At 52.0% G+C, this 20,173-nt stretch carries 22 protein-coding genes; 9 read left to right on the top strand and 13 right to left on the bottom strand.

Annotated features, from left to right (window positions below; genetic code table 11):
* Positions 1 to 20 precede the first annotated feature (20 nt).
* The 6 genes from ACEVG1_RS11050 to ACEVG1_RS11025 all read left to right on the top strand — a co-directional run bounded on the left by ACEVG1_RS11050 (position 21) and on the right by ACEVG1_RS11025 (position 6,219).
* Positions 21 to 533, top strand: a complete 513-nt coding sequence (locus tag ACEVG1_RS11050; RefSeq protein WP_374743727.1) for a hypothetical protein — start codon at positions 21 to 23, stop codon at positions 531 to 533.
* Positions 530 to 1,108 carry an RdgB/HAM1 family non-canonical purine NTP pyrophosphatase gene (rdgB, locus tag ACEVG1_RS11045; protein WP_374743726.1) on the top strand — a complete coding sequence of 193 codons (579 nt, stop codon included), beginning with the start codon at positions 530 to 532 and terminating at the stop codon, positions 1,106 to 1,108. The genes ACEVG1_RS11050 and rdgB overlap by 4 nt, the downstream gene beginning before the upstream one ends.
* 178 nt (positions 1,109 to 1,286) lie before the next feature.
* A complete protein-coding gene (locus ACEVG1_RS11040) occupies positions 1,287 to 3,026 on the top strand; it encodes a GMC family oxidoreductase (protein ID WP_374743725.1) in 1,740 nt (579 codons plus the stop codon).
* Between the two features lie 16 nt (positions 3,027 to 3,042).
* A complete protein-coding gene (locus tag ACEVG1_RS11035) occupies positions 3,043 to 3,669 on the top strand; it encodes a gluconate 2-dehydrogenase subunit 3 family protein (RefSeq protein WP_374743724.1) in 627 nt (208 codons plus the stop codon).
* A 196-nt stretch (positions 3,670 to 3,865) separates the two neighbouring features.
* Positions 3,866 to 4,690, top strand: a complete 825-nt coding sequence (locus ACEVG1_RS11030; RefSeq protein ID WP_374743723.1) for a universal stress protein — start codon at positions 3,866 to 3,868, stop codon at positions 4,688 to 4,690.
* 200 nt (positions 4,691 to 4,890) lie between these two features.
* Positions 4,891 to 6,219 carry a GntP family permease gene (locus ACEVG1_RS11025; RefSeq protein ID WP_374743722.1) on the top strand — a complete coding sequence of 443 codons (1,329 nt, stop codon included), beginning with the start codon at positions 4,891 to 4,893 and terminating at the stop codon, positions 6,217 to 6,219.
* A gap of 28 nt (positions 6,220 to 6,247) precedes the next feature.
* Here ACEVG1_RS11025 and ACEVG1_RS11020 read toward each other — a convergent pair whose 3' ends face one another.
* The 9 genes from ACEVG1_RS11020 to ACEVG1_RS10980 form a co-directional block, all read right to left on the bottom strand.
* Positions 6,248 to 7,033 carry a (Fe-S)-binding protein gene (locus ACEVG1_RS11020; protein WP_374743721.1) on the bottom strand — a complete coding sequence of 262 codons (786 nt, stop codon included), beginning with the start codon at positions 7,031 to 7,033 and terminating at the stop codon, positions 6,248 to 6,250.
* 94 nt (positions 7,034 to 7,127) lie between these two features.
* Entirely contained in the window at positions 7,128 to 8,426 is a 1,299-nt protein-coding gene (locus ACEVG1_RS11015) for a 4Fe-4S dicluster domain-containing protein (protein ID WP_374743774.1), read from the bottom strand.
* A gap of 158 nt (positions 8,427 to 8,584) precedes the next feature.
* Positions 8,585 to 9,127: an OmpH family outer membrane protein gene (locus tag ACEVG1_RS11010; RefSeq protein ID WP_374743720.1), complete on the bottom strand. Its 543-nt coding sequence runs from the start codon at positions 9,125 to 9,127 to the stop codon at positions 8,585 to 8,587.
* Between the two features lie 113 nt (positions 9,128 to 9,240).
* A complete protein-coding gene (locus ACEVG1_RS11005; protein WP_374743719.1) occupies positions 9,241 to 9,777 on the bottom strand; it encodes an OmpH family outer membrane protein in 537 nt (178 codons plus the stop codon).
* A gap of 76 nt (positions 9,778 to 9,853) precedes the next feature.
* Positions 9,854 to 12,409 (bottom strand): outer membrane protein assembly factor BamA, encoded by a 2,556-nt coding sequence (gene bamA, locus ACEVG1_RS11000; protein ID WP_374743718.1) that lies wholly within the window; start codon positions 12,407 to 12,409, stop codon positions 9,854 to 9,856.
* A gap of 113 nt (positions 12,410 to 12,522) precedes the next feature.
* Positions 12,523 to 13,269: an isoprenyl transferase gene (locus ACEVG1_RS10995; protein WP_374743717.1), complete on the bottom strand. Its 747-nt coding sequence runs from the start codon at positions 13,267 to 13,269 to the stop codon at positions 12,523 to 12,525.
* Positions 13,270 to 13,306: 37 nt separating this feature from the next.
* Positions 13,307 to 14,143, bottom strand: coding sequence for a DUF6089 family protein (locus ACEVG1_RS10990; RefSeq protein ID WP_374743716.1), 837 nt, complete (start codon positions 14,141 to 14,143; stop codon positions 13,307 to 13,309).
* A gap of 77 nt (positions 14,144 to 14,220) precedes the next feature.
* Complete coding sequence (locus ACEVG1_RS10985; protein ID WP_374743715.1) at positions 14,221 to 15,108, bottom strand: NAD kinase; 888 nt, start codon at positions 15,106 to 15,108, stop codon at positions 14,221 to 14,223.
* Between the two features lie 4 nt (positions 15,109 to 15,112).
* A complete protein-coding gene (locus tag ACEVG1_RS10980) occupies positions 15,113 to 15,775 on the bottom strand; it encodes a CBS domain-containing protein (RefSeq protein WP_374743714.1) in 663 nt (220 codons plus the stop codon).
* A gap of 123 nt (positions 15,776 to 15,898) precedes the next feature.
* Between ACEVG1_RS10980 and ACEVG1_RS10975 the strand changes: the two genes are divergently transcribed.
* On the top strand, positions 15,899 to 16,822 hold the full coding sequence (locus ACEVG1_RS10975) for a 1-acyl-sn-glycerol-3-phosphate acyltransferase (protein ID WP_374743713.1): 924 nt from the start codon (positions 15,899 to 15,901) through the stop codon (positions 16,820 to 16,822).
* Positions 16,823 to 16,826: 4 nt separating this feature from the next.
* The gene (locus ACEVG1_RS10970) at positions 16,827 to 17,789 is read left to right on the top strand and encodes a GNAT family N-acetyltransferase (RefSeq protein ID WP_374743712.1); all 963 of its coding nucleotides are present in this window, start codon (positions 16,827 to 16,829) and stop codon (positions 17,787 to 17,789) included.
* Here the strand turns inward: ACEVG1_RS10970 and ACEVG1_RS10965 are convergent.
* Positions 17,775 to 18,230, bottom strand: coding sequence for a GatB/YqeY domain-containing protein (locus ACEVG1_RS10965; protein ID WP_374743711.1), 456 nt, complete (start codon positions 18,228 to 18,230; stop codon positions 17,775 to 17,777). The two genes, ACEVG1_RS10970 and ACEVG1_RS10965, sit on opposite strands and share 15 nt — an antisense overlap.
* Positions 18,231 to 18,294: 64 nt before the next feature.
* On the bottom strand, positions 18,295 to 18,669 hold the full coding sequence (locus tag ACEVG1_RS10960; RefSeq protein WP_374743710.1) for a DUF1304 domain-containing protein: 375 nt from the start codon (positions 18,667 to 18,669) through the stop codon (positions 18,295 to 18,297).
* A gap of 74 nt (positions 18,670 to 18,743) precedes the next feature.
* Here ACEVG1_RS10960 and ACEVG1_RS10955 point away from each other — a divergent pair, with 74 nt between their 5' ends.
* The gene (locus ACEVG1_RS10955) at positions 18,744 to 18,962 is read left to right on the top strand and encodes a hypothetical protein (protein WP_374743709.1); all 219 of its coding nucleotides are present in this window, start codon (positions 18,744 to 18,746) and stop codon (positions 18,960 to 18,962) included.
* A gap of 29 nt (positions 18,963 to 18,991) precedes the next feature.
* On the opposite strand, the gene ACEVG1_RS10950 is transcribed toward ACEVG1_RS10955, so the two are convergent.
* Both ACEVG1_RS10950 and ACEVG1_RS10945 read right to left on the bottom strand, forming a co-directional pair.
* Positions 18,992 to 19,420 carry a CBS domain-containing protein gene (locus ACEVG1_RS10950; protein ID WP_374743708.1) on the bottom strand — a complete coding sequence of 143 codons (429 nt, stop codon included), beginning with the start codon at positions 19,418 to 19,420 and terminating at the stop codon, positions 18,992 to 18,994.
* Positions 19,421 to 19,647: 227 nt separating this feature from the next.
* On the bottom strand, positions 19,648 to 20,082 hold the full coding sequence (locus ACEVG1_RS10945) for a hypothetical protein (protein WP_374743707.1): 435 nt from the start codon (positions 20,080 to 20,082) through the stop codon (positions 19,648 to 19,650).
* Positions 20,083 to 20,173 lie beyond the last annotated feature (91 nt).

Below are 20,173 nucleotides of genomic sequence, written 5' to 3'. Positions count from 1 at the left end.
AACTGCAAAAAACAAAAAAAATGTCGTTGCCTACCATACATACGGTTGACCCCATTGCGCTTCGTTACCTCATGACGGAAACGATTTTTGATGTGGAAGATGGAATGGGCAGTATGATCGAGGGAGCGGCTGTGGAGCCCATGGATGTCTCCGTCGACCATAAGCCTACGCCCGGGCTCCAATTTCCCTATAGTGGCCAGAATAGGAGGAATTATTTATTCCTCACCGACGAAAAGCAGCACGAGTGGATGTCGGGAGCGGCGATGGATGCGTTCGTGAAAACGTTGGGCGCGTTGAAACTGGCTGTGGATGATGTGGCTGTCGTGAACCTGGCTAAACTAGCGTCATCGCCGTCGGTTACGGATCTTGCGGTGTTCTTTAACCCCCGCGTGGTTGTCAATCTTGGCACATCGTTCGTATGGCCGCAACAGGATGGCGTTACCGTTTTTCATACCCACGCTTTTGACGATCTATTGGTCGACACTGAGAAGAAGCAGATTTTCTGGACCACCATTAAACGTTTGTTGATATGATTCAACTGGTCTTTGCTACCAACAATGCCCATAAGCTGGAAGAAGTACAGGCCGTTGTTGGCGATAAATTTGACATCCGTACACTGGCCGATATCGGCTGCGTGGACGATATCCCCGAAACGGGCGATACATTCGAAGCGAATGCCTCGCAAAAAAGCACCTACCTATACACACGGTATGGATGCGATTGTTTTGCCGATGACTCCGGTCTGGAAGTGGCCGCGTTGGGTAATGAACCTGGCGTATATTCCGCCCGCTACTCGGGTACGCGGGATATGGAAAGGAATATCGATCTACTGTTGCAGCGGTTGGGCGATAGACCCGGCCGGGATGCCCGTTTCCGTACCGTTATATCCCTCCGCATAGGGAACGAGGAGCATTTCTTTGAAGGCACCGTAGCCGGGAAAATCGGCTACGGGCGCCAAGGCAGTGGCGGGTTCGGTTACGATCCCTTGTTTACGCCAACCGGCCATCAGAAGACATTCGCCGAGATGACCTCCGCCGAGAAAAATGCCATCAGCCACCGGGCCATTGCCGTAGCCAAACTCGCTGATTTCCTCAAGGCCAATTACTGATCAATTACCAGGTGCACCGCGTTTGTCCGTGGTGCGTTATGTCCGCCGTTAGGATAATCGTTTTAGCTTTTCTTTGGCAATTATTGCCAATAAATTTTATATTTGGGCGCCAATGGGTTGGTGCAGGCAGGGTACAGATGTGCGAACTAAACATAAACAATTATAAATAGACATATTGATGATTTCTTATCAGATCAAAACGAACCCGACCGTCTATGACGCGATTGTAGTGGGTTCCGGTGCGGGAGGGGGCATGACGGGTTATGTGTTGGCCAACGCCGGACTGAACGTGCTGATGCTGGAGGCCGGTCCTTTTTTTGATCCAGCAAAAGATGCGTTGCAAATGCGGTGGCCGTGGGAGTCGCCCCGTCGCGGAGCGGGAACGGTCCGTCCTTTCGGTGATTTTGATGCTGCCTATGGCGGCTGGCAACTCGATGGGGAGCCTTATACACATGCTGCAGGCACTTCGTTTGACTGGTTTAGGGCGAGGATGCTGGGTGGCCGAACCAACCACTGGGGCCGTATTTCCTTGCGCATGGGGCCCGATGATTTTAAACCGACCGATGGCGTCACCGATGAATGGCCCATCACGTACGACGAGATAAAACCTTATTATGACCGTATCGACCGGATGATCGGCATATACGGTACGGTAGAAGGCATACATAACGAGCCGGATGGCATCTTCTTGAAACCACCAAAACCCCGGCTCAATGAACTGTATATCAGACGCGGCGCCGAGCGCGCTGGCGTACCGGTTATAGCCGGTCGTGGCTCGGTGCTCACCGAAGCGTTACCGGGCGTGGAAGGTCGCGGCACCTGTTTCTACTGTGGCCAATGCGGCAGGTCGTGCCGCGTATACGGTGATTTTTCGTCCTCTTCCTGCCTGGTCATGCCGGCAATGAAAACGGGTAACCTAACGGTTATCGATAACGCGATGGTGCGCGAAGTACTCACCGACGACGAAGGGCGGGCTACGGGTGTATCTTATGTAGATACCCGGGATCTTCAGGAACATGCAGTACGCGGTAAGCTGGTGGTGCTGGGGGCGAGCGCCTGTGAAAGCGCACGCCTCATGCTGAACTCGAAATCGGCCGCGCATCCGGGTGGACTAGGCAACAGCAGCGGACTGGTGGGGCGGTACCTGCACGATTCCACGGGCGCCAGCGCAGGCGGTTTCCTGCCGCAGTTGCTGGATCGGAAGCGGTACAATGAAGACGGTGTGGGCAGCGTGCATATCTATTCGCCGTGGTGGGAAGATAACCGGAAGCTCGATTTCCCCCGGGGATATCACATCGAATATGGCGGCGGACTGCACATGCCGTCCTACGGGTTCACGGACTGGGTGCCCCATGTCAATCACCTGGTGCCCACCAAAGACGGCGGGCAGCGTGAGCAAGGCGGGTATGGTGCGGCCCTCAAGGACGACTACCGCCGCTTTTATGGTGCTAGCGTGGGCATGGCCGGCAGGGGTACAGCACTGGCACGGTACGATAACTATTGTGAGATAGACCCCGCACGTGTAGACAAATACGGTATCCCCGTGCTCCGCTTCCACTACAAGTGGGCCCATGAGGAGGTGGCACAAGCTAAGCACATGCAGGAGACATTCCGCGAAATACTCCATGAAATGGGGGCCATTGTCACATCGCCGATGCCCGGACCGGAAACGTCGTATGGATTGGAAGCCCCCGGCAAAATCATCCATGAAGGTGGAACCACGCGGATGGGCGATGACGCCAAGAAATCGGTGCTCAATAAATGGGGGCAGGCCCACGACTGTAAGAATGTGTTCGTGGTCGATGCCGGGCCATTCGTGCAGCAGGGCGATAAAAACCTCACATGGACCATCCTTGCGTTGTCGATGCGGACGGCGGAGTACATCTTAGAACAACGGAACAAACTGAATATCGGATAAACAAACAACGACGGATATGAACAGAAGAGATTCCTTAAAGGCACTCGGTCTCGCAGCGGCGGGCGGGGCGCTGCTACTGGATTCCTGCGGTCCGAAGGGAGCGAAAGAAGAAGCCACCGCCGTAGGTGAGAAATTACCCGGCGTTACGGACATCGAGCATGCGCGTAACACACGGATGGCGGGGGAACAGTTTTTCTCGGCCCATGAATTGACCACCATCGGCGTGTTGGCAGACATCATCATACCTGCCGACGGGACATCGGGCAGTGCCACCGATGCAGGTGTGCCGGATTTTATCGAGTTTATGGTGAAAGATATCCCATCCTACCAAACGCCGATGCGCGGCGGACTCAAATGGTTGGATGTGCAGTGCCAGCGGAGGTACGGGAGCGCCTTCGTGGAATGTGACAATACCCAGCGGTTGCAATTGGTCGATGAGATCGCGTATCCCGCAAAAGCAAAGCCGGAGATGGCGCAGGGCGTGTCATTTTTCAGCTTGATGCGTAATCTCACTGCATCGGGCTTTTTTACCAGCGAAATCGGGGTGAAAGATATCGGTTACGTGGGCAACCGACCCGGTGTGTGGGACGGTGTGCCGGCGGATGTGCTGGAAGCGCATGGGTTCAAGAGCCCCTGGGGGTAGCGAAGGCGGCCGGGCGGCACTATTTGCATATGAAGACAACTTTAGCTAAGTTTGACTACATTTGATCGTTAAGGGCTCCATATAGCCGCTTATCATTAAATCGTTAATAGATGAAACCTGCCCTGTCAGTGCCTGACACAAAAAGGCGGTGGAAATGCAGGTTCCATGAGGCCGTAAAGAACAAAATTATTTTCGAATGAAAACCATATTGGTCCCCACCGACTTTTCGGAAAATGCATTTGTAGCTGCCGTATATGCCTGTGCATTGGCCGGCGCCTCGAATCAAAAAGTGCAATTGCTGCATGTATACATCGCCTTATACGCCGGCTTCGGCGAGGAGGGCAATAGTGTGAAGCAGATCAAATTGGCGGAGACCGAATCGGCGGCGGCGATGAAACACCTGGTGGAGACGCTCAACAACCAATTCCCCGGTGTAGCTATCGAAGGTGAATGTGTAAAGGGTTTCATGATTGATGTGGTAACGCACAAGCTCAAAAGGAACGAAAATTCATTGGTGGTCATGGGGACCAAGGGTGTTACCAATATTACGGAAAGTATATTGGGCAGCACCACCTATGAAGTCATCAAGAAGTCGCCCATACCGGTGCTGGTGGTCCCGATAGATACGCCCGATTTTTCGTTTCAGCGGGTAGGATTCTTTACTGCCTACGATGACCATGAGCTGGACGCGTTGATGACGCTACAGCAATCAATCAATCTTCGGCCGCACCTGTCGATGCTCCATTTCTATAAAGAAGGCGAAAACGCACCCGAGAAAGAACTTGCCCGGTGGCAACGGAAAGTCGAGGCGGCATTTCCGGATTGGGCAGTGTCGTGCCGGGCTATGCCGGTAGAGAAAGTGGATATCAACGCCGTAACCCAGGAGATCAAAGCGGACGGACTGGACCTGCTGGTATTTGCCCGGCCCCACAAATCATTTTTCGAGAAAATATTCAGGCCCAGCCTCACTAAGGCGATAGCCAATTACCCCACCGTGCCGTCGTTGTTTATAAGAACGTGATTCTTAGATTATTTAAACGTCATCGGGTGACAATGAAGGTTGTTATCGACTTTCTGTATTGCCGTTTGAAGTCGCGATAGGCGCGCCTGCCACCACCGGAAACCAGTAGCGTGCTTTTTTTGCAAGTTTTGTAAAAAAGCCAGGCTTCTTTTACGTATTTTGCGGGGAAAACCTTTTATAACGTATTAAGAGACCATTTTATGGCCATTATCACCATTCTACTCAGCATCGCCGCCATCGTATTGCTGATCACCAAATTGAAGTTGCATCCCTTTCTGTCCCTTTTGCTGGTCAGTATCGTGTTGGGGTTGGTAAGCGGCATGGATTCCGTAGATGTCATCCGCTCCATACAGGACGGTTTTGGCGGTACCATCGGTAAAATCGGGCTGGTCATCATTTTGGGTATTTTAATTGGCGCATTCTTAGAGAAATCCGGTGGCGCCATGGTACTCGCCGCCAATATGCTGGCATTTGTCGGGAAGAAACGGGTAATTACCGCCATGGGTGTTATCGGTTACATTATCTCTATTCCGGTTTTCTCTGATAGTGCATTCGTGTTGCTTTCGTCGCTTAATAAGAGCCTCACCAAAAAAGCTGGCCTTTCGTTGGCAGGTACGGCTGTTGCATTGGGCCTGGGGTTGTCTTGCACCCATGCATTGGTGCCCCCTACACCGGGGCCGATTGCGGCTGCGGGCATACTCAATGCCGACCTGGGCATCGTGATGGGGCTCGGCATGATTGCCGCTGGTATGGCCCTAGCCGCAGGTCTGCTCTTTGCCCATAAGGTGGCTGCAAAGGTTTATATCGATCCGGGCGAGATTGAAGAACCGGAAGAAGTTGCCGATGCTTACCGGCCAAGTTTATTTGGTTCGTCGTTACCCATCATCGTTCCTATTTTATTGATTATCGGAAAGTCGCTTTCCACATATCTCACGGCCGAGGGTTGGCAGGTATATCTGGGGCAATTTCTGGACTTCTTCGGTGAACCGGTGATCGCACTGCTGGTCGGTTTTGCATTTTGTCTATTGCTTCCGAAAAAATTAGACAAGCAGATGCTGTCTACCGACGGCTGGGTCAACGAAGCGCTCACCGATTCGGCAACGATCATCATGGTGACGGGTGCGGGGGGTATCTTTGGTGCCATATTACAAAATTCGGGGGTGGTGAACACGTTGGGCGACCTGCTCACCTCGTCCAATCTCGGTATTTTACTCCCTTTCCTGCTGGCAGCGGCGTTGAAAAGTGCCCAAGGTTCTTCCACGGTCGCATTGATTACCGCCGCATCCGTAACAGCGCCATTGATGGATGCACTGGGTTTCATAAGCGAGCTGGATAAGGCCTTGGTGGTTATAGCAATAGGAGCGGGGTCGTTAGTGGTGTCGCATGTCAACGACAGCTTCTTCTGGGTGTTTACCCAGATGACCAAGATGGAGGTGAAAATCGGTTACAAGCTGCATACTACCGGTACATTGATCATCGGTACGACTGCCATGGCCACGGTGTATGTGATGTTTTGGTTGTTGCATTGATAAGGGTCAATCTCCGAGAAGGGGATTGTCAACGAAATCCATTCGCCCGTGCCGTTATTTCGGCAATATCGAGTACTTCCACTTCCTGCTCTTTATCTTTTGCTTTTACGCCGTCACGTAGCATGGTCATGCAGAACGGACAGGCCGCGGCGATGATTTCGGGTTGTGTTTCGAGGGCTTCTTCCACACGCTCTACGTTGATGTCTTTGTTGCCCTTTTCGGGCTCTTTAAATAGTTGTGCCCCCCCGGCTCCGCAGCAGAGGCCGTTGCTGCGGCAACGTTTCATCTCCACCAGTTGCGCATCCAGGCTTTCCAATGCTTTCCGGGGTGCTTCATATACATCATTGCCTCGCCCGAGGTAGCAGGGGTCGTGGTACGTAATGCGACGTCCCTTGAAGGATTCCCCACCGGCCGCTATCAGCTTCCCCTCCTCGATCAGTTGCTGTATCAATTCGGTATGGTGGATTACTTCGTAATGCCCACCGAGGTCCGGGTATTCGTTTTTGATGGTATTGAAGCAATGCGGGCAGGCGGTGACGATTTTTTTCACTTCATAACCATCGAGTACCTGGATATTGGCCATCGCCTGCATCTGGAAGAGAAATTCATTGCCTGCCCGTTTTGCCGGATCGCCCGTGCAGCTCTCCTCCGTACCCATTATAGCATACCGGACGCCCACATGTTGCAAAATCCTGCATATATCCCTTGTAATGCGCTGCGCACGCTCATCAAAGCTACCCGCGCAGCCCACCCAGAAGAGAATATCTGCGGTCTCCCCCTTGGCCACCAGCTCGGCCATTGTTGGTATTTTCATAGCTCTTTGCTTTTTGCTCTTTGCTTTTATCGTTAGTCGTTAGTCGTTAGTCATAAGTCGTCGTTAGTCATAATTGACCATTAACCATTAACCATTAACCATTATCAACCCAGTTGGCCCGGTCCGCCTGGGCGTATTTCCAGGGTGCTCCGTTGTTTTCCACGTTGCCAAACATCGCATTCAAGTTGGCAGGCGCTTGCGATTCCTCCATCACGGCATAGCGCCGCAACTCAACGATAATCTCCAGCGGGTTGATGTTGACAGGGCACGCCTCTACACACGCGTTGCACGTGGTGCAAGCCCAGATTTCCTCGCGGCTTACGTAATCGTCAAGCAAGGACTTCCCATCTTCCTGGAAGCCTTTGTTCTTACGTATGGTTGAACCCACCTCCACCATCCGGTCGCGCGTATCCATCATGATCTTCCGGGGCGACAGCAGCTTGCCGGTCATGTTTGCCGGGCATACCGCTGTACAGCGTCCGCACTCCGTACAGGTATAGGCCTCCAGCAGGTTTTTCCACGTCAGGTCCTGCACGTCCTTGGCCCCAAACCGTGCGGGTACCGCCGTTTCAGTCGGTGTATAAGCCGGATCGAGCATGGCCTTCACCTCGTTGGTCACGCTGTCCATACTCGTAAAACGCCCTTTGGGATATAGGTTCGAAAAATACGTGTTCGGGAATGCCAGCAGGATATGCAAGTGTTTGGAGTAGGGGAGGTAGTTGAGGAAGAGCAGTACGCCAACGATGTGGAACCACCAGCAGCCCCGTTCAATGGCCATGAGCGTTGCCGTGTTATCCGGCAGCAGCGGCAGCAGCCATCCACTTACCGGAAAAGCACCGGCCTCCGTGTAATGGGCTACGCCAAGCAGTTGCAGTTTGTGGTCGGCCGCATTCATGGTGAGAAAGGCCGCCATCAGCAGTATTTCTGCAACGAGGATGAGGTTGGCATCGGTGCGCGGCCACGGGGTCATCTCCGTGCCTGAAAAGCGCTTCACGCGGGCGATGTTGCGGCGGGCGAGGAAAACCACGCAGCCCACCAACACTGCGAGGGCGAGCCATTCGAAAGCCGCAATGAGAAAGGCATAAAATATACCCATGCCCGCAAACGCACGGTGCGTGCCGAACAGTCCATCGATGACGATTTCGAGCATCTCGATGTTGATGATGCAGAAGCCCAGGTATACAAATAAGTGCAGCAGTGCAGCGAACGGCCGCTTGAACATTTTCTTCTGCCCGAATGCTACCAGCAACATCGTCTTGAACCGCTGTGCAGGTTGGCCACCACGGCGCTCGGCCCGACCCATCCGGATGTTGCCGATGATTTTCCGCGCATTGGAGGTGGCTAACGCGATGGCAGCTAATAATACGGTTGCGAAAATAACTTGGCTTATCATCATAAACAAGTTTACATGCGTGCAGTGGCGCTTACTACGAAGGTAAGCAATTCGCAATACTATGCAAGCATAATAAATTATTTAGATGGATTATACAAAAAAGCGGGACGTGTTGCAGACACGTCCCGCTTACTTAGTCGTTATCGTTCAATCGGCAGTTACGGCGTTGCCGTTATGCCTAGTTTTGTTTTTACGTCGGCGGTCAGGTCATCGCCACCGGCAAAATAAGAGATGCCGGGATTGGCGATGTCAAATACATACGCATACCCTTTTTCCTTTGCCACGCTTTGTATCGCCGTATTGGCTTTCTGTACGATGGGAGCAAACAACTCCTCATTCTTTTTTTGTAGTTCTTCTTGGGCTATCTGCTGCACTTCATTGATGCGGCGTTCAAGTTCGCCCAGTTCTACGGTAATGCCTTGCAACTGGCTGTCGACCGAGTCTTTGTTGGCCTCGCTGCGGTTGCGTTGCAGCTCTTGCGCAGCTGTTATTTTCTGTTGGTATGCTGCTCCCATCTGTTGCAATTCACCTTCCTTGGCTTTTTGGAGTGTCTCAAATTCGGTCTGGGCCGCTTTGAATTCGGCCATCTCCTGGATGATCTCATTCGAATTGATATGGCCGATTTTCTGTTGTGCGCTTACGAGTCCGGTTGATAAAAACAGCACTGCAACCACCACTGCACCTTTAAACAAATTTTTCATGCTATCCATTTTGATTTTTACTAGTTGTTTAGGGATTGTTTGCTTCCCCTGTTTTGATTATACGTTTGTTGTCCTTTAATTTTTTAAAAAGTTGGGCAATGATACAAAATGGATTACTTATCCGCAAGGGAAGGATCCGGTTTATATCCTAGGCGGGTGATGATGTCATCGCTTTTATCCAACCGGGGGTTGGCATAGAGGAACGTTACCTCGCTTCCTTTGTCCAGCACGATGTCCAGGCCCTGGTCTGTGGCGATTGCCTGTATGGCCTGTGCTACCCGGTCTTGTATCGGTTGCACCAGCTTAACACGCTCCTGGAACAGGTCGCCTTCAAAGCCGAATTTCTGGCGTTGAAATTCCCGTGCTTCCCGCTCTTTCAGTACGATCTCATCCTCCCGCTTGCGGCGCATTTCCTCGCTGAGGAGCACCTGGTCTTCCTGGTATTTTTTGTATAAACCTTCGATATCGGCAAAGCGGTTATCCACTTCTTCCTGCCATTGCACCGAGAGGGCATCCAGCTGCTTTTGTGCCGCGAGGTACTCCGGTATGTGTTTCAGGATGTACTCGGTATCCACATAAGCAAACCGTTGGGCCATTGCTGCGGTAGAGGCAACTACAGACAGTACCAATATACTTGCTAATTTTTTCATGCTCATCGTACTACGTATTGGTGATGGAATATAACGACTGCAAAAGTAATTCCATTTTTTTATATATCACATATATTTAGTTGAATCCGCCCATTTGCTGCATGATGCTGAACGTGAAGTTCTGCCGCCACGTGCTGGAAGGCACGCCCGGTATGGGGTCGAAGGCATGGCCGTAATCGATTCCCAGCAACCCGAAGATGGGGAGGAATATACGGGCACCCACGCCCACCGACCGGCGTACTTTAAAGGGGTTGAAATCGCGGAAGTTATTCCATGTATTGCCACCCTCGGCAAAGGCCAGCACGAATACGGTGGCCTGGTCATTCAGCATCACCGGATGGCGCAGCTCCAATTGGTATTTATTGTAAATGGGGCTGCCCGAGTTACGGGCGATGCCTACGTCCGACCCATCGGGAACCACCATGCCGTTGGCATAGCCGCGCATGGCGATGATTTCAGACCCTTGGAGGAAGTCGAAGCCCATCATCCCGTCGCCGCCCAGTTTGAACCGCTCGAAGGCCGATTGCCCCGTGGCACTGGTATACGAACCCAGGAAACCGAATTGCGCCTGTGCCTTCAGCACCAGCTTGCCGGTGATGCGGGTGTACCACTGCGAATCGAACTTCCACTTGTGGTATTCCGTCCATTTATAGCGTTCATCATCGGGTGCCGTAGGGTAGTTGATGTTATTGAACGTAGAGTAGGGCGGGGTTACCTGTATGGTCAACTTCAAGTGCGAACCGGAGGTCGGGTAAATCGGCTGGTCTACCGAGTTCCGGCTGATTTCCTGCGTCAGGTTGATGTTGTACGATTTGCCGTTTTCGAATAGGAAGCCCGGATAGTTCTGGAGTTTGTATTGCTGGAAGCCGAGCGAATAGTTCAACTGGAAATAGTTGTCGGGCCATTGCAGGCGCTTACCCAAGCTCACGGTTACCCCATTCATCCATATCCTGTTCAGCTCGGAGTCGCCCACAATCTGGCGCCCGGTATAGTAATCGAAGCCGCCGTAGGAAGAAGAAGAAGTGAAGGCACTTACGCCAAAGTAAATCGGTTTTTTCCCACCCAGCCAAGGCTCCGAGAAAGAGAAGCTGTACGACTGGTAACGCTTGCCGCTGGTTTGCCCGCGGATGCTCAGTTTCTGTCCGTCGCCTCTCGGCAGCGGCTTCCAAGCCGTTTTATCGAACAGGTTGCGCGTAGAGAAATTGTTGAACGAAAGCCCCAACGTACCGATTACCTGGCCGGCACCGAAACCACCGGATAGCTCCACCTGGTCGGCCGGTTTTTCCACTACATTGTATTCAATATCCACGGTCCCGTCGGCGTGATTAAGGTTGGTAGGTACCGGGTTTGTTTTTTGTTCGTCGAAGTTCCCCAACTGGGCGATCTGCCGCGTACTGCGCATCAACAGCTCTTTAGAGAATTTCTGCCCCGGCTTCGTATGGATTTCGCGCAGCAGCACCCGGTCGTTGGTCACGTCGTTGCCTTTCAGGATGATGTCGTTGATGGTGAATTGTGCGCCTTCATAGATGCGCAGGTCCAAATCAATGGTATCGTTGTATATCTTGGTCTGTACCGGATCCACGGTGAAGGTGAGGTAGCCATCGTTGAGGTACAACGAAGAGATGTCGTCGCTGTTGCGGGTCGGGCCCATCAACTTGGTGTTGAGTTTTTCCTCGCTGAATACCTCGCCCTTTTTGATGCCAAGGATGATGTTCAGGATGGAATCCGAATACTTCGCGTTGCCCTGCCAGGCAATGTTGCCGAAATAATATTTGGGCCCCTCATAGAGGTCGATGTCCACGATGACATTCCGGTTGTTGTGCTTATAGAAGGTGTCGCGCAGTATTTCCGCATCGCGGTAGCCATGCTCGTGCATCTTGGCGATCAGTTTTTCTTTGGCTTCCTTGTATTTTTCGGCTTTGAATTTACCCGGTCCGGTAATGCGCCACCACGTGCGCTGCCTTACGCCCTTGAAGAACTTGCGGAGCTGGTGCTGCGAAAATTCCTCGTTGCCGGTGAAATGGATGCGATGGGCCCGCACTTTGCGGTTGCGGTCCACATTCACCACCAGTATCTGGTTGTTTACCTGTGCCGAGTCCTTTACCGGCGCCATGGTGATTTCGGGGTATAGGTACCCTTTTTCGCTCAAATAGCGGGTAATCGTGTTCCGGGTGGTATTCATCAGGTTCTGGTTGACGATCTTGCCGGTATTTTCGTTGAGCTGTTTACGTACTTCCTCCGTCTGTGTCTTGCTGAGCCCTTCTATATCTATCCGTGTGAGGCGCGGGCGCTCCACCACGTGGATATTGAAGAAAATGGAGTCACCCTTTATCGCATCCGCGTAGAGCTGCACGTCGTCAAACAGGCCCTGGTCCATCAGGTTCTTCACCACGTTTGACGTGGCGTCGCTGGGCACCTCGATGCGCGAGCCGACCACCAGTTTGGAAATGGTGATGAGTACATCGTTATCTAGGTATTCCGTGCCGCTTACCGTTACCCCACCTATGATGTAATTCTGTGGGTTGAGGTAGCTGAATTCATCGGAATTGCCGATGGATATGCCGCGTTGCTGGGCTATAGCGCTCCCGGCTGCCAATAGGGTAGTAAGTATAAAAAGGGGTATTCGCTTCATCTATCTAATTTATCGCCGCTAAAGTACGGTAAACAGTTGTTAATTTTTGTTAAAAGGAGTTTTTTTGTCAGATGTGAGACACTAGATATGAGATATGAGACACCAGCCATTCGTTATTTCTGTGCCAATTGTTCACTCGTTAATCCAAAACGCCGCTCCCGGTTTTGGTAGGTGGCAAGTGCCTCGAAAAGGTCATTGCGCCGGAACTCGGGCCACATCTTATCGGTGAAATACAGCTCCGCATATGCCAGTTGCCAGAGTAGGTAATTGCTGATGCGCTGTTCGCCGCTGGTACGTATCATGAGCTCCGGGTCGGGCATGCCGCGTGTGGCCAACTGCTGGGCCACAACGCTTTCGTCGATGTCGTCCGGATGGATTTCGCCCGCTTGCACCTGCCGGGCCAGGCGGCGCGCAGCCTCGGTAATCTCCCAGCGGGCACTGTAACTCAGTGCGAGGGTGAGGGTGCAGTTCGTGTTGCCGGCTGTTGTCTGCATCGCCTCCTGCAGGCGGGTGTAGCATTTCTTTGGCAGTTGGTCTAGGTTGCCGATGGCATTGAGTTTCACGCCATTGTCCATCAGTGTTTTCGTCTCTTTGTTGATCGTGTTGACCAGCAGCTCCATCAATGCGGATACTTCCAGTTTCGGGCGGTTCCAGTTTTCCGTAGAGAACGCATAGAGCGTCAGGTATTTGACGCCGATTTCGACCGCCCCCTCCACGGTATCCCGCACGGCCTTTACACCGTTTTTGTGGCCAAATACGCGTAGCTGGCCGCGTTCCTTGGCCCATCGGCCGTTGCCATCCATGATGATGGCCACATGTTCCGGCAGCCTTGCTCTATCAATCGTGTCCTTAATATCCATCCTTAATTTGGCGCAAAGTTAAGATTTTTTGGGTGACTTACTGCCACTCCGGACATCCGCCCCTGAAGATGGTATAGGAGAGGGTAATGCCTACGGTCATAAACGAATCGTATGGGCGGCCATCGCCGCGCTGTGTGCCCGGTGCTGCGGTGGGCGAATTTCCATAGGCAAGGGACTGCCATTCACTTACGGTTCGGCCCGGCGGCAAAAAAGGAAGGATGGGCGATGTGGGTGAAACCGTTGAATAATTCCCACTCACGTCGTCGAGGTAATCCGTGAGTGCAAGGCGATACCCCAGTTCGATGCCGACCGACCACGGTCCGCGGAGATTGTATTTGAAACCCGCACCAAAGGGGATGGAATAGGCAAATTGCGCATACATATCGGGGTTATCTGTCACGTTGTATTCGGTACGCATTTCGCGGAGGTGCACCTTCTCGGGCGATCCACTGGGGGAAGACAGGTATACCCTCGGGTCGAAGGAAACCACCCCGATGCCTGCAAAGATATAGGGCGTATATACAATCCGCCCCCGTTGGGGCAGCCACTTGAAAAAATTGAAATCGACCAAAAGCGAAGCATCCATGATAGGCCCGAAGAAACCCAGGTTCCGTTCGCGGCGTTGTTCCGACCGCGCATACATATCGTGGGCATAGGTATTCGCGTACGCGAAATTACCCCGGATGCCCCATGTGTGGTTGAGGTTATACTTCGCAAAAGCACCCGCCGCCCAATCGTTGAATGCCAACGGATTTTCGGGGTTGATGTCGCCCATGTAGCCCGATGCACCGCCCTGCAAGCCAAATTCCCATTCCTGGGCGGCAACCATCAACGGTAGTTGGAAAATAAGCAGCAGAGTAGCGATGCGGGTCATTAGTTTTTAGTCGTAAGTATTTTTTTGTCGTAAGTCGTAAGTCTGTCGTCTAATGTCTCATATCTCACATCTCCCAATCAATAATTCCTCGCATCCAATCCCCACAGCAATTTGTTGCGGAGGGTAGAGAAGTAGCGGTAGTTTTTCAACCGTATCAACTTGGCTTGGTAGTGGGCCTTGCGTATGGTAAGCCGGATATCCGACGATACAGCCGTGGTTTTCGAATCGCAAGACAGCAGGAACTTCCCGCTGCGGCTTTCGATTTCGAGGTCCAGCTCCACTTCATCCGAAATCACCACGGGCCTTACATTGAGGTTGTGCGGCGAAATCGGCGTAATCACAAAGTTGCCACTGCCGGGCATGAGGATAGGCCCCCCGCAGCTCAATGAATAAGCCGTCGATCCGGTAGGGGTGGCCACAATGATCCCATCGGCCCAATAGGCATTCAGCAGCTCACCGTTTACATGCGCGTTGACGGTGATCATCGCCGAGCTGTCGGATTTGAAGAGCGTCACGTCGTTGAGGGCAAAGTGGCTTCCGTCAAACAGCGTGGTCTGCGTAGACTCCACCGATACCAGCGTCCGTTTCTGGATTTCGTATTCCCCGCGGAGGATCGCTTCCATGGCGGCATCGATGTCGTCTTTGCTGATGTCGGCCAGGAAACCGAGCCTGCCGAAGTTGATGCCCGCCACCGGAATGCCCGAGTCGCCCACGATGGCAACCGCCGCCAGCATGGTGCCGTCGCCCCCGAGGCTGAGCATGAAACCCACGTCGTCCGGCAATCCGTCTTTCGCCGCATAGGTGTTCAGCTGCTGTGGGCAAACCACCTGTTGCTGCCCCAGGAAATCTTGGAACTCGCCATATATCCACAGCTCCGCACCTTTGGCGGTCAGCGAATCGAATAAATGCTGTACATAAGGAATCACCGACGGATGGAACTCCCTTCCGTAAACCGCTATCTTCATGGTGCTACATATTGATATAATTCATCAGCTGCTCATAGCGGTCGCGCGAATTGTCGCGGTTATTTTCGTCGTTATAGGTCGATTTAACCGTATAGTCATGCCGTAGGAAAGCGGCGACGATGGAAGAGATATCCGCCTTGTTGACTTTGATGGTGACCTCCAAGCGGGATGAGTCGGCAAACATCCGTACATACGAACTGAGTATCTGCGTGTTTTCCGCTTCCACGATATGGGCAATGTGCGATAGCGCATTGTCGCGGTTGCCCATTTCCAGGATGATGATCCCCCCGGGGTGGTTTACCGACATGGTTTGCCCCAATGCGTCGACCACGTCGAGCGGGGTCAGTGCCCCCAGGTACAGGTGCTCTTCGTCGAGCACGGGCAGCAGGTCGAGGGGGTGCACCTGGAAAAAAAGTGCCGCGTCATAGATATGCTGGGTATCGAAGAGGTGCACCTGTTGGTAAGCAACGTTCAATTGCTCCAAACGCCCATCCATATTTCCCCGGCCCGATAGCGACTCGTACGAGATAAGCCCCAGGAAAAGATCATCTTTCACCACGGGCAACTGCGCTAACCGTAAATCAGCCATCTTGTCCAAGACGTAGCGTTTGCTGTCTGTGGGCGTTACCGCATAGTTGCGGTCGGTTATGACTTGGCCTATATTCATGATCGTTGTTCCACCTCTTTACTTTATTAAACGATAGAAAAAGCCAATCGTTTAATATGAATCCATCCACTTGCCAAAAATAATGGCTTTTGCCGATTTCAACGACTAATATCGGTTTTTTTATTGAGCGCCCAACAATATCGGAACTTTTGCTACTTTTGGCTGCTATATCGATTTCGGGCGGCGGTGCCTCCCGGAAAGCCGTGTAGGGAGAAGATTGTTTTGGAAAACAACGATAAATACATCGTCATTCGTGACGTGATCCGGAAGAAGAACCCGGGGTTGCTGCGGTGGATGCCGCGCTTCGTGCTGCGTTACGTCGAGCGGGTGGTGCACGAGGATGACATCAACCGCGTAATGGACAACATCGGCCATTTGCACGGGCTAGCCTTCGTGGATGCGCTGATCGGTGAGCTGGGCGTTATCGTGGAACTGACCGGCGAAGAGCACATCCCACGGAGCGGAGGGGTCATTTTCGCTTCCAATCACCCGCTGGGTGGCTTGGATGGCGTAGCTTTCATGCATGCGCTGGGCAAATACCGGCAAGACATCAAGTTTCTGGTCAATGATATCTTGCTCAACATCAAGAACCTGCAACCCCTTTTTGTAGGGGTAAACAAACACGGCGCCCAAGGGCGGCAGGGCATTCGGGATATCGAAGAAGCCTATGCGCAAGACCAGGCGCTGCTGGTTTTCCCGGCCGGATTGGTATCGCGCAAGCGGAACGGGAAAATCGAGGACCTCGAGTGGAAGAAGAGCTTTATCGGCAAAGCAAAAAAATACCATCGCGACATCGTACCGGTTTATATCGATGGGAAAAATTCCAGCTTTTTTTATAATTTCGCTCGCTTGCGGGAATCGATCGGTGTGAAAACCAATATCGAAATGTTTTACCTCGCGGATGAAATGTTTAAGCAGAAAAACAAAAAAGTGACCATCCGTGTAGGAAAACCAATATCTTATACTTATTTTGACAGCTCTAAAAGTGAAAAGGAGTGGGCTGATGAGGTTAAACGTACAGTATACAATTTAGCTCCTGAAAACTAACTATATGCAAGAGATTATAGCACCTGTTGACAGCGATTTAATCAAAGAGGAGCTTACGCAAGAGGCATTTATCCGGTATACCAATAACGGCAACAACGAAATTTACCTGATAAACCACCGCCATGCACCGCACACGGTGCGTGAAATCGGGCGGTTGCGCGAGGTTACCTTCCGGGCAGCCGGGGGAGGTACGGGTTTGGCGCTGGATCTCGATGACAACGATACAGGTGCCGATGCCTACGACCAGTTGATCGCATGGAACCCGGAAGATGAGGAAATCATTGCCGGTTACCGCTTGATCAGGTGCAAAGACGTGGGGGTAAACAGCCATGGAGAGATCAATCTGTCGACCGCCCATTATTTCCATTTTTCACCCAAATTCATTGCCGACTACCTACCGTATACCATCGAATTGGGTCGGTCTTTCGTACAACCCAACTACCAGCCCGGTAAAGATAACCGCAAAGGCCTGTTCTCACTGGATAACCTGTGGGATGGCCTGGGGGCCGTTGTGAAACTCAATCCCGATGTGAAATACCTGTTCGGGAAGGTCACCATGTACCCACACTATAACCGGGAAGCCCGCGACCTGCTGATCTATTTCATGCACCACTACTTTCCCGATCGCGAGCAGTTGGTGTGGCCCATCAAGCCGTTGCATTATTTCAGCGATGAGGCCACGTTCAACCACGCGTTCGACGGGTTGGATTATAAGGAGGGGTATAAGCTGCTGAATAGCCGCGTGCGTGCCTTGGGCGAGAATATCCCACCGCTGATCAATACGTACATGAACCTGTCATCAACCATGATGACGTTCGGAACGGCCATCAACGACGAGTTCGGAACCGTCGAGGAAACCGGTATCATGATTACCATCGATGATATTTTCGAAAGTAAGAAAGACCGCCACATCTCCACGTACGAGCGGGATAAGGACTTCGGCAGTCGCCACCTAACCTCCGGCTAGCAACGTCTTGGCGATGGCCGATATGGTTTTGCCATCAGCCTGTCCGGCCAGCCGCTGGTTGGCCAGCCCCATTACTTTGCCCATGTCTTTGGGGCTTGCGGCACCGGTTTCGGCGATGACCTGCTTCACTACGTCTTCCACCTCGGCTTGGCTGAGCTGCTTGGGCAGGAATTCCTCAATCACGGCCAGTTCTTCCATCTCGATGGCATAGAGGTCATCGCGGTTTTGCTGTTGGTAGATGTCGGCCGACTCCCGCCGCTGTTTGGCCAGCTTCTGCAATACGCTGATCTCGGTAGCTTCCGTAAGTGCTTCGGCAGGCCCTTTTTCGGTCTTGGCCAGTAAGATGGCCGCCTTGATGGCACGGAGGCCGCGGAGGCGCGCATTGTCTTTGGCCAGCATAGCCGCTTTGATTGATTGGTCTATATTATCTTGTAAAGCCATTTCGTGATTTTTTGGAGTGTCAAAGGTAATGATTCCGGCTGGTAATTCGATGGCCGGTAGGGTTTCAGCTCAATAAGACCATGATCATGGCCACTAATGCAGGCAACCCCTGCTTGACGAATATGCGTTTGTCTGCTGTGAGGGCACCGAATATTCCGGCGACCAGGACACAACCGAGGAAAAACAACGAGATGTTGCGTTGCCACAGCACATCGTTTATAAGCAGGGACCAGGTAAGCCCGGCTGCAAGGAAACCGTTGTAAAGTCCTTGGTTGGCAGCCAGTCCTTTCGTTTCCTTAAACAGGTGGCCGGGGAGGGATTTGAAAGTTCTTTTACCCGCGGTTTCCCAAGCAAACATTTCCAGCCACAAAATATACAAATGCTCCATCGCCACCAGGGCGATGAGGATTTTGGCGATAATTCCAGATGTACCTTCCATACTTTTTATTTCAAATAATTTAGTTGCAAATTAAGCCAACTTTATCTAAGTTTGGCAGCAAATTGTTAGTTATTATGTCAACGACAGTAGAAAAACGGCCGGCACGGAAAACCATAAACAACGCAAACGAAACCCACTACTACGTCACGCTGGCCATCGCCGTGGCGATTGGTTTGGTTGGTACGTTTTTGCGGTTCGTCCAGGACTCTACGCTGCTTTCCGCAATATCATGGATTTTGCTGGCCATCGCTTGGCTCATTGCGTTCCGGGTGGTCTTCCGGATCATGAAATAGCGACAGCTTCCGCTGAATAAATTTCCCCTTTAACTCGTAATGTAGTTCTGCAATTGGGAGATGGTCTGTTGTTGGTCCTCGATGATCGATTTGACCAGATCGCCGATGGAGATGATGCCGACCACCGTGCCTTCATTCAGTACAGGCAGGTGCCTGAAGTGGTTGTTTGTCATCAGCTGCATGCATTGGTCAACCGCTTCATCCGGTGTGATGGTGTGCGGATCCCGGGTCATCACCTCCCATATCGCCGTATCCTTCGATGACTTTCCCTGCAGAATGATCTTGCGGGCATAATCCCGTTCCGTGAAAATCCCTTTCAACTGACCACCGTCGACGACCAGCAGGGCGCTGATGTTTTTTTCCATCATGAGTTTCAGCGCTTCCAATACGGAAGCATCCGGGCTAACGGAATGCACGCCAGCCGGTTTGTTGTGGAGAATGTGTTTAACGGTTTTCATCTATCTGTTAATTTTCAATTGCTGATGAGAACTTGATGTAACTAATTATTGTCCCGTGGGGGTCAATGTTAATTACATCTCGGTTTCATGATGATTGCTTTATATAGTCGGATAGCTCTATTAATCAGCGAGATCGCTGCATGAATTACGCAAACGGCAAATAACGGTTACATCGGTGTTTTCGCAAACACACGATAAAGATACCATTAATCCACAAAAAAACCTAATTATCCCGCCAACCCCGCGGGCCACACGTGCCAGGGGATGCGCGAGAGGATGAGTATCAGCGCGATGAGGTAAAATGCCAGTACCGTGCCGTTCTGTTTTTTGGCAACGGTGAGCTTCTTCGCCTTCGAATAACCAACGGTGATCAGTACGATGGCAATAAGCATCATCAGCGGGTGCTCGAGGAAGTAGAGGCGGGCCGTACTGATTTTCATCGCTTCGCCGGAAGCGCCTTTGATGCCCAGTGGCGACACGAAGTAGATGGCCAGGCCCACCACGAGTTGCAGGTGTGCGCATATCAACCCCAATAAGGCCATTTTGCGGTTATACGCTTTGTTTTGCAGGTACGCAAAAAGCACATAGACAATGGAAATCAGTAATCCCGCCAGCAACACATAAGCCAACGTTGAGTGAAGGTGTTTGAATCCGGTATACATGTTTTTTAGTTTTTAGTCGTTAGTCTTTAGTTGCTGTTTGCTATTTGCTATTTGCTATTTGCTGTTTGCTGTTTGCTGTCTAATTAAGCGT

This window comes from Parapedobacter sp. 2B3 (genome assembly GCF_041925275.1).
Lineage (GTDB): Bacteria > Bacteroidota > Bacteroidia > Sphingobacteriales > Sphingobacteriaceae > Parapedobacter > Parapedobacter pyrenivorans_A.
This window is presented reverse-complemented; position numbering and strand designations above follow the sequence as displayed.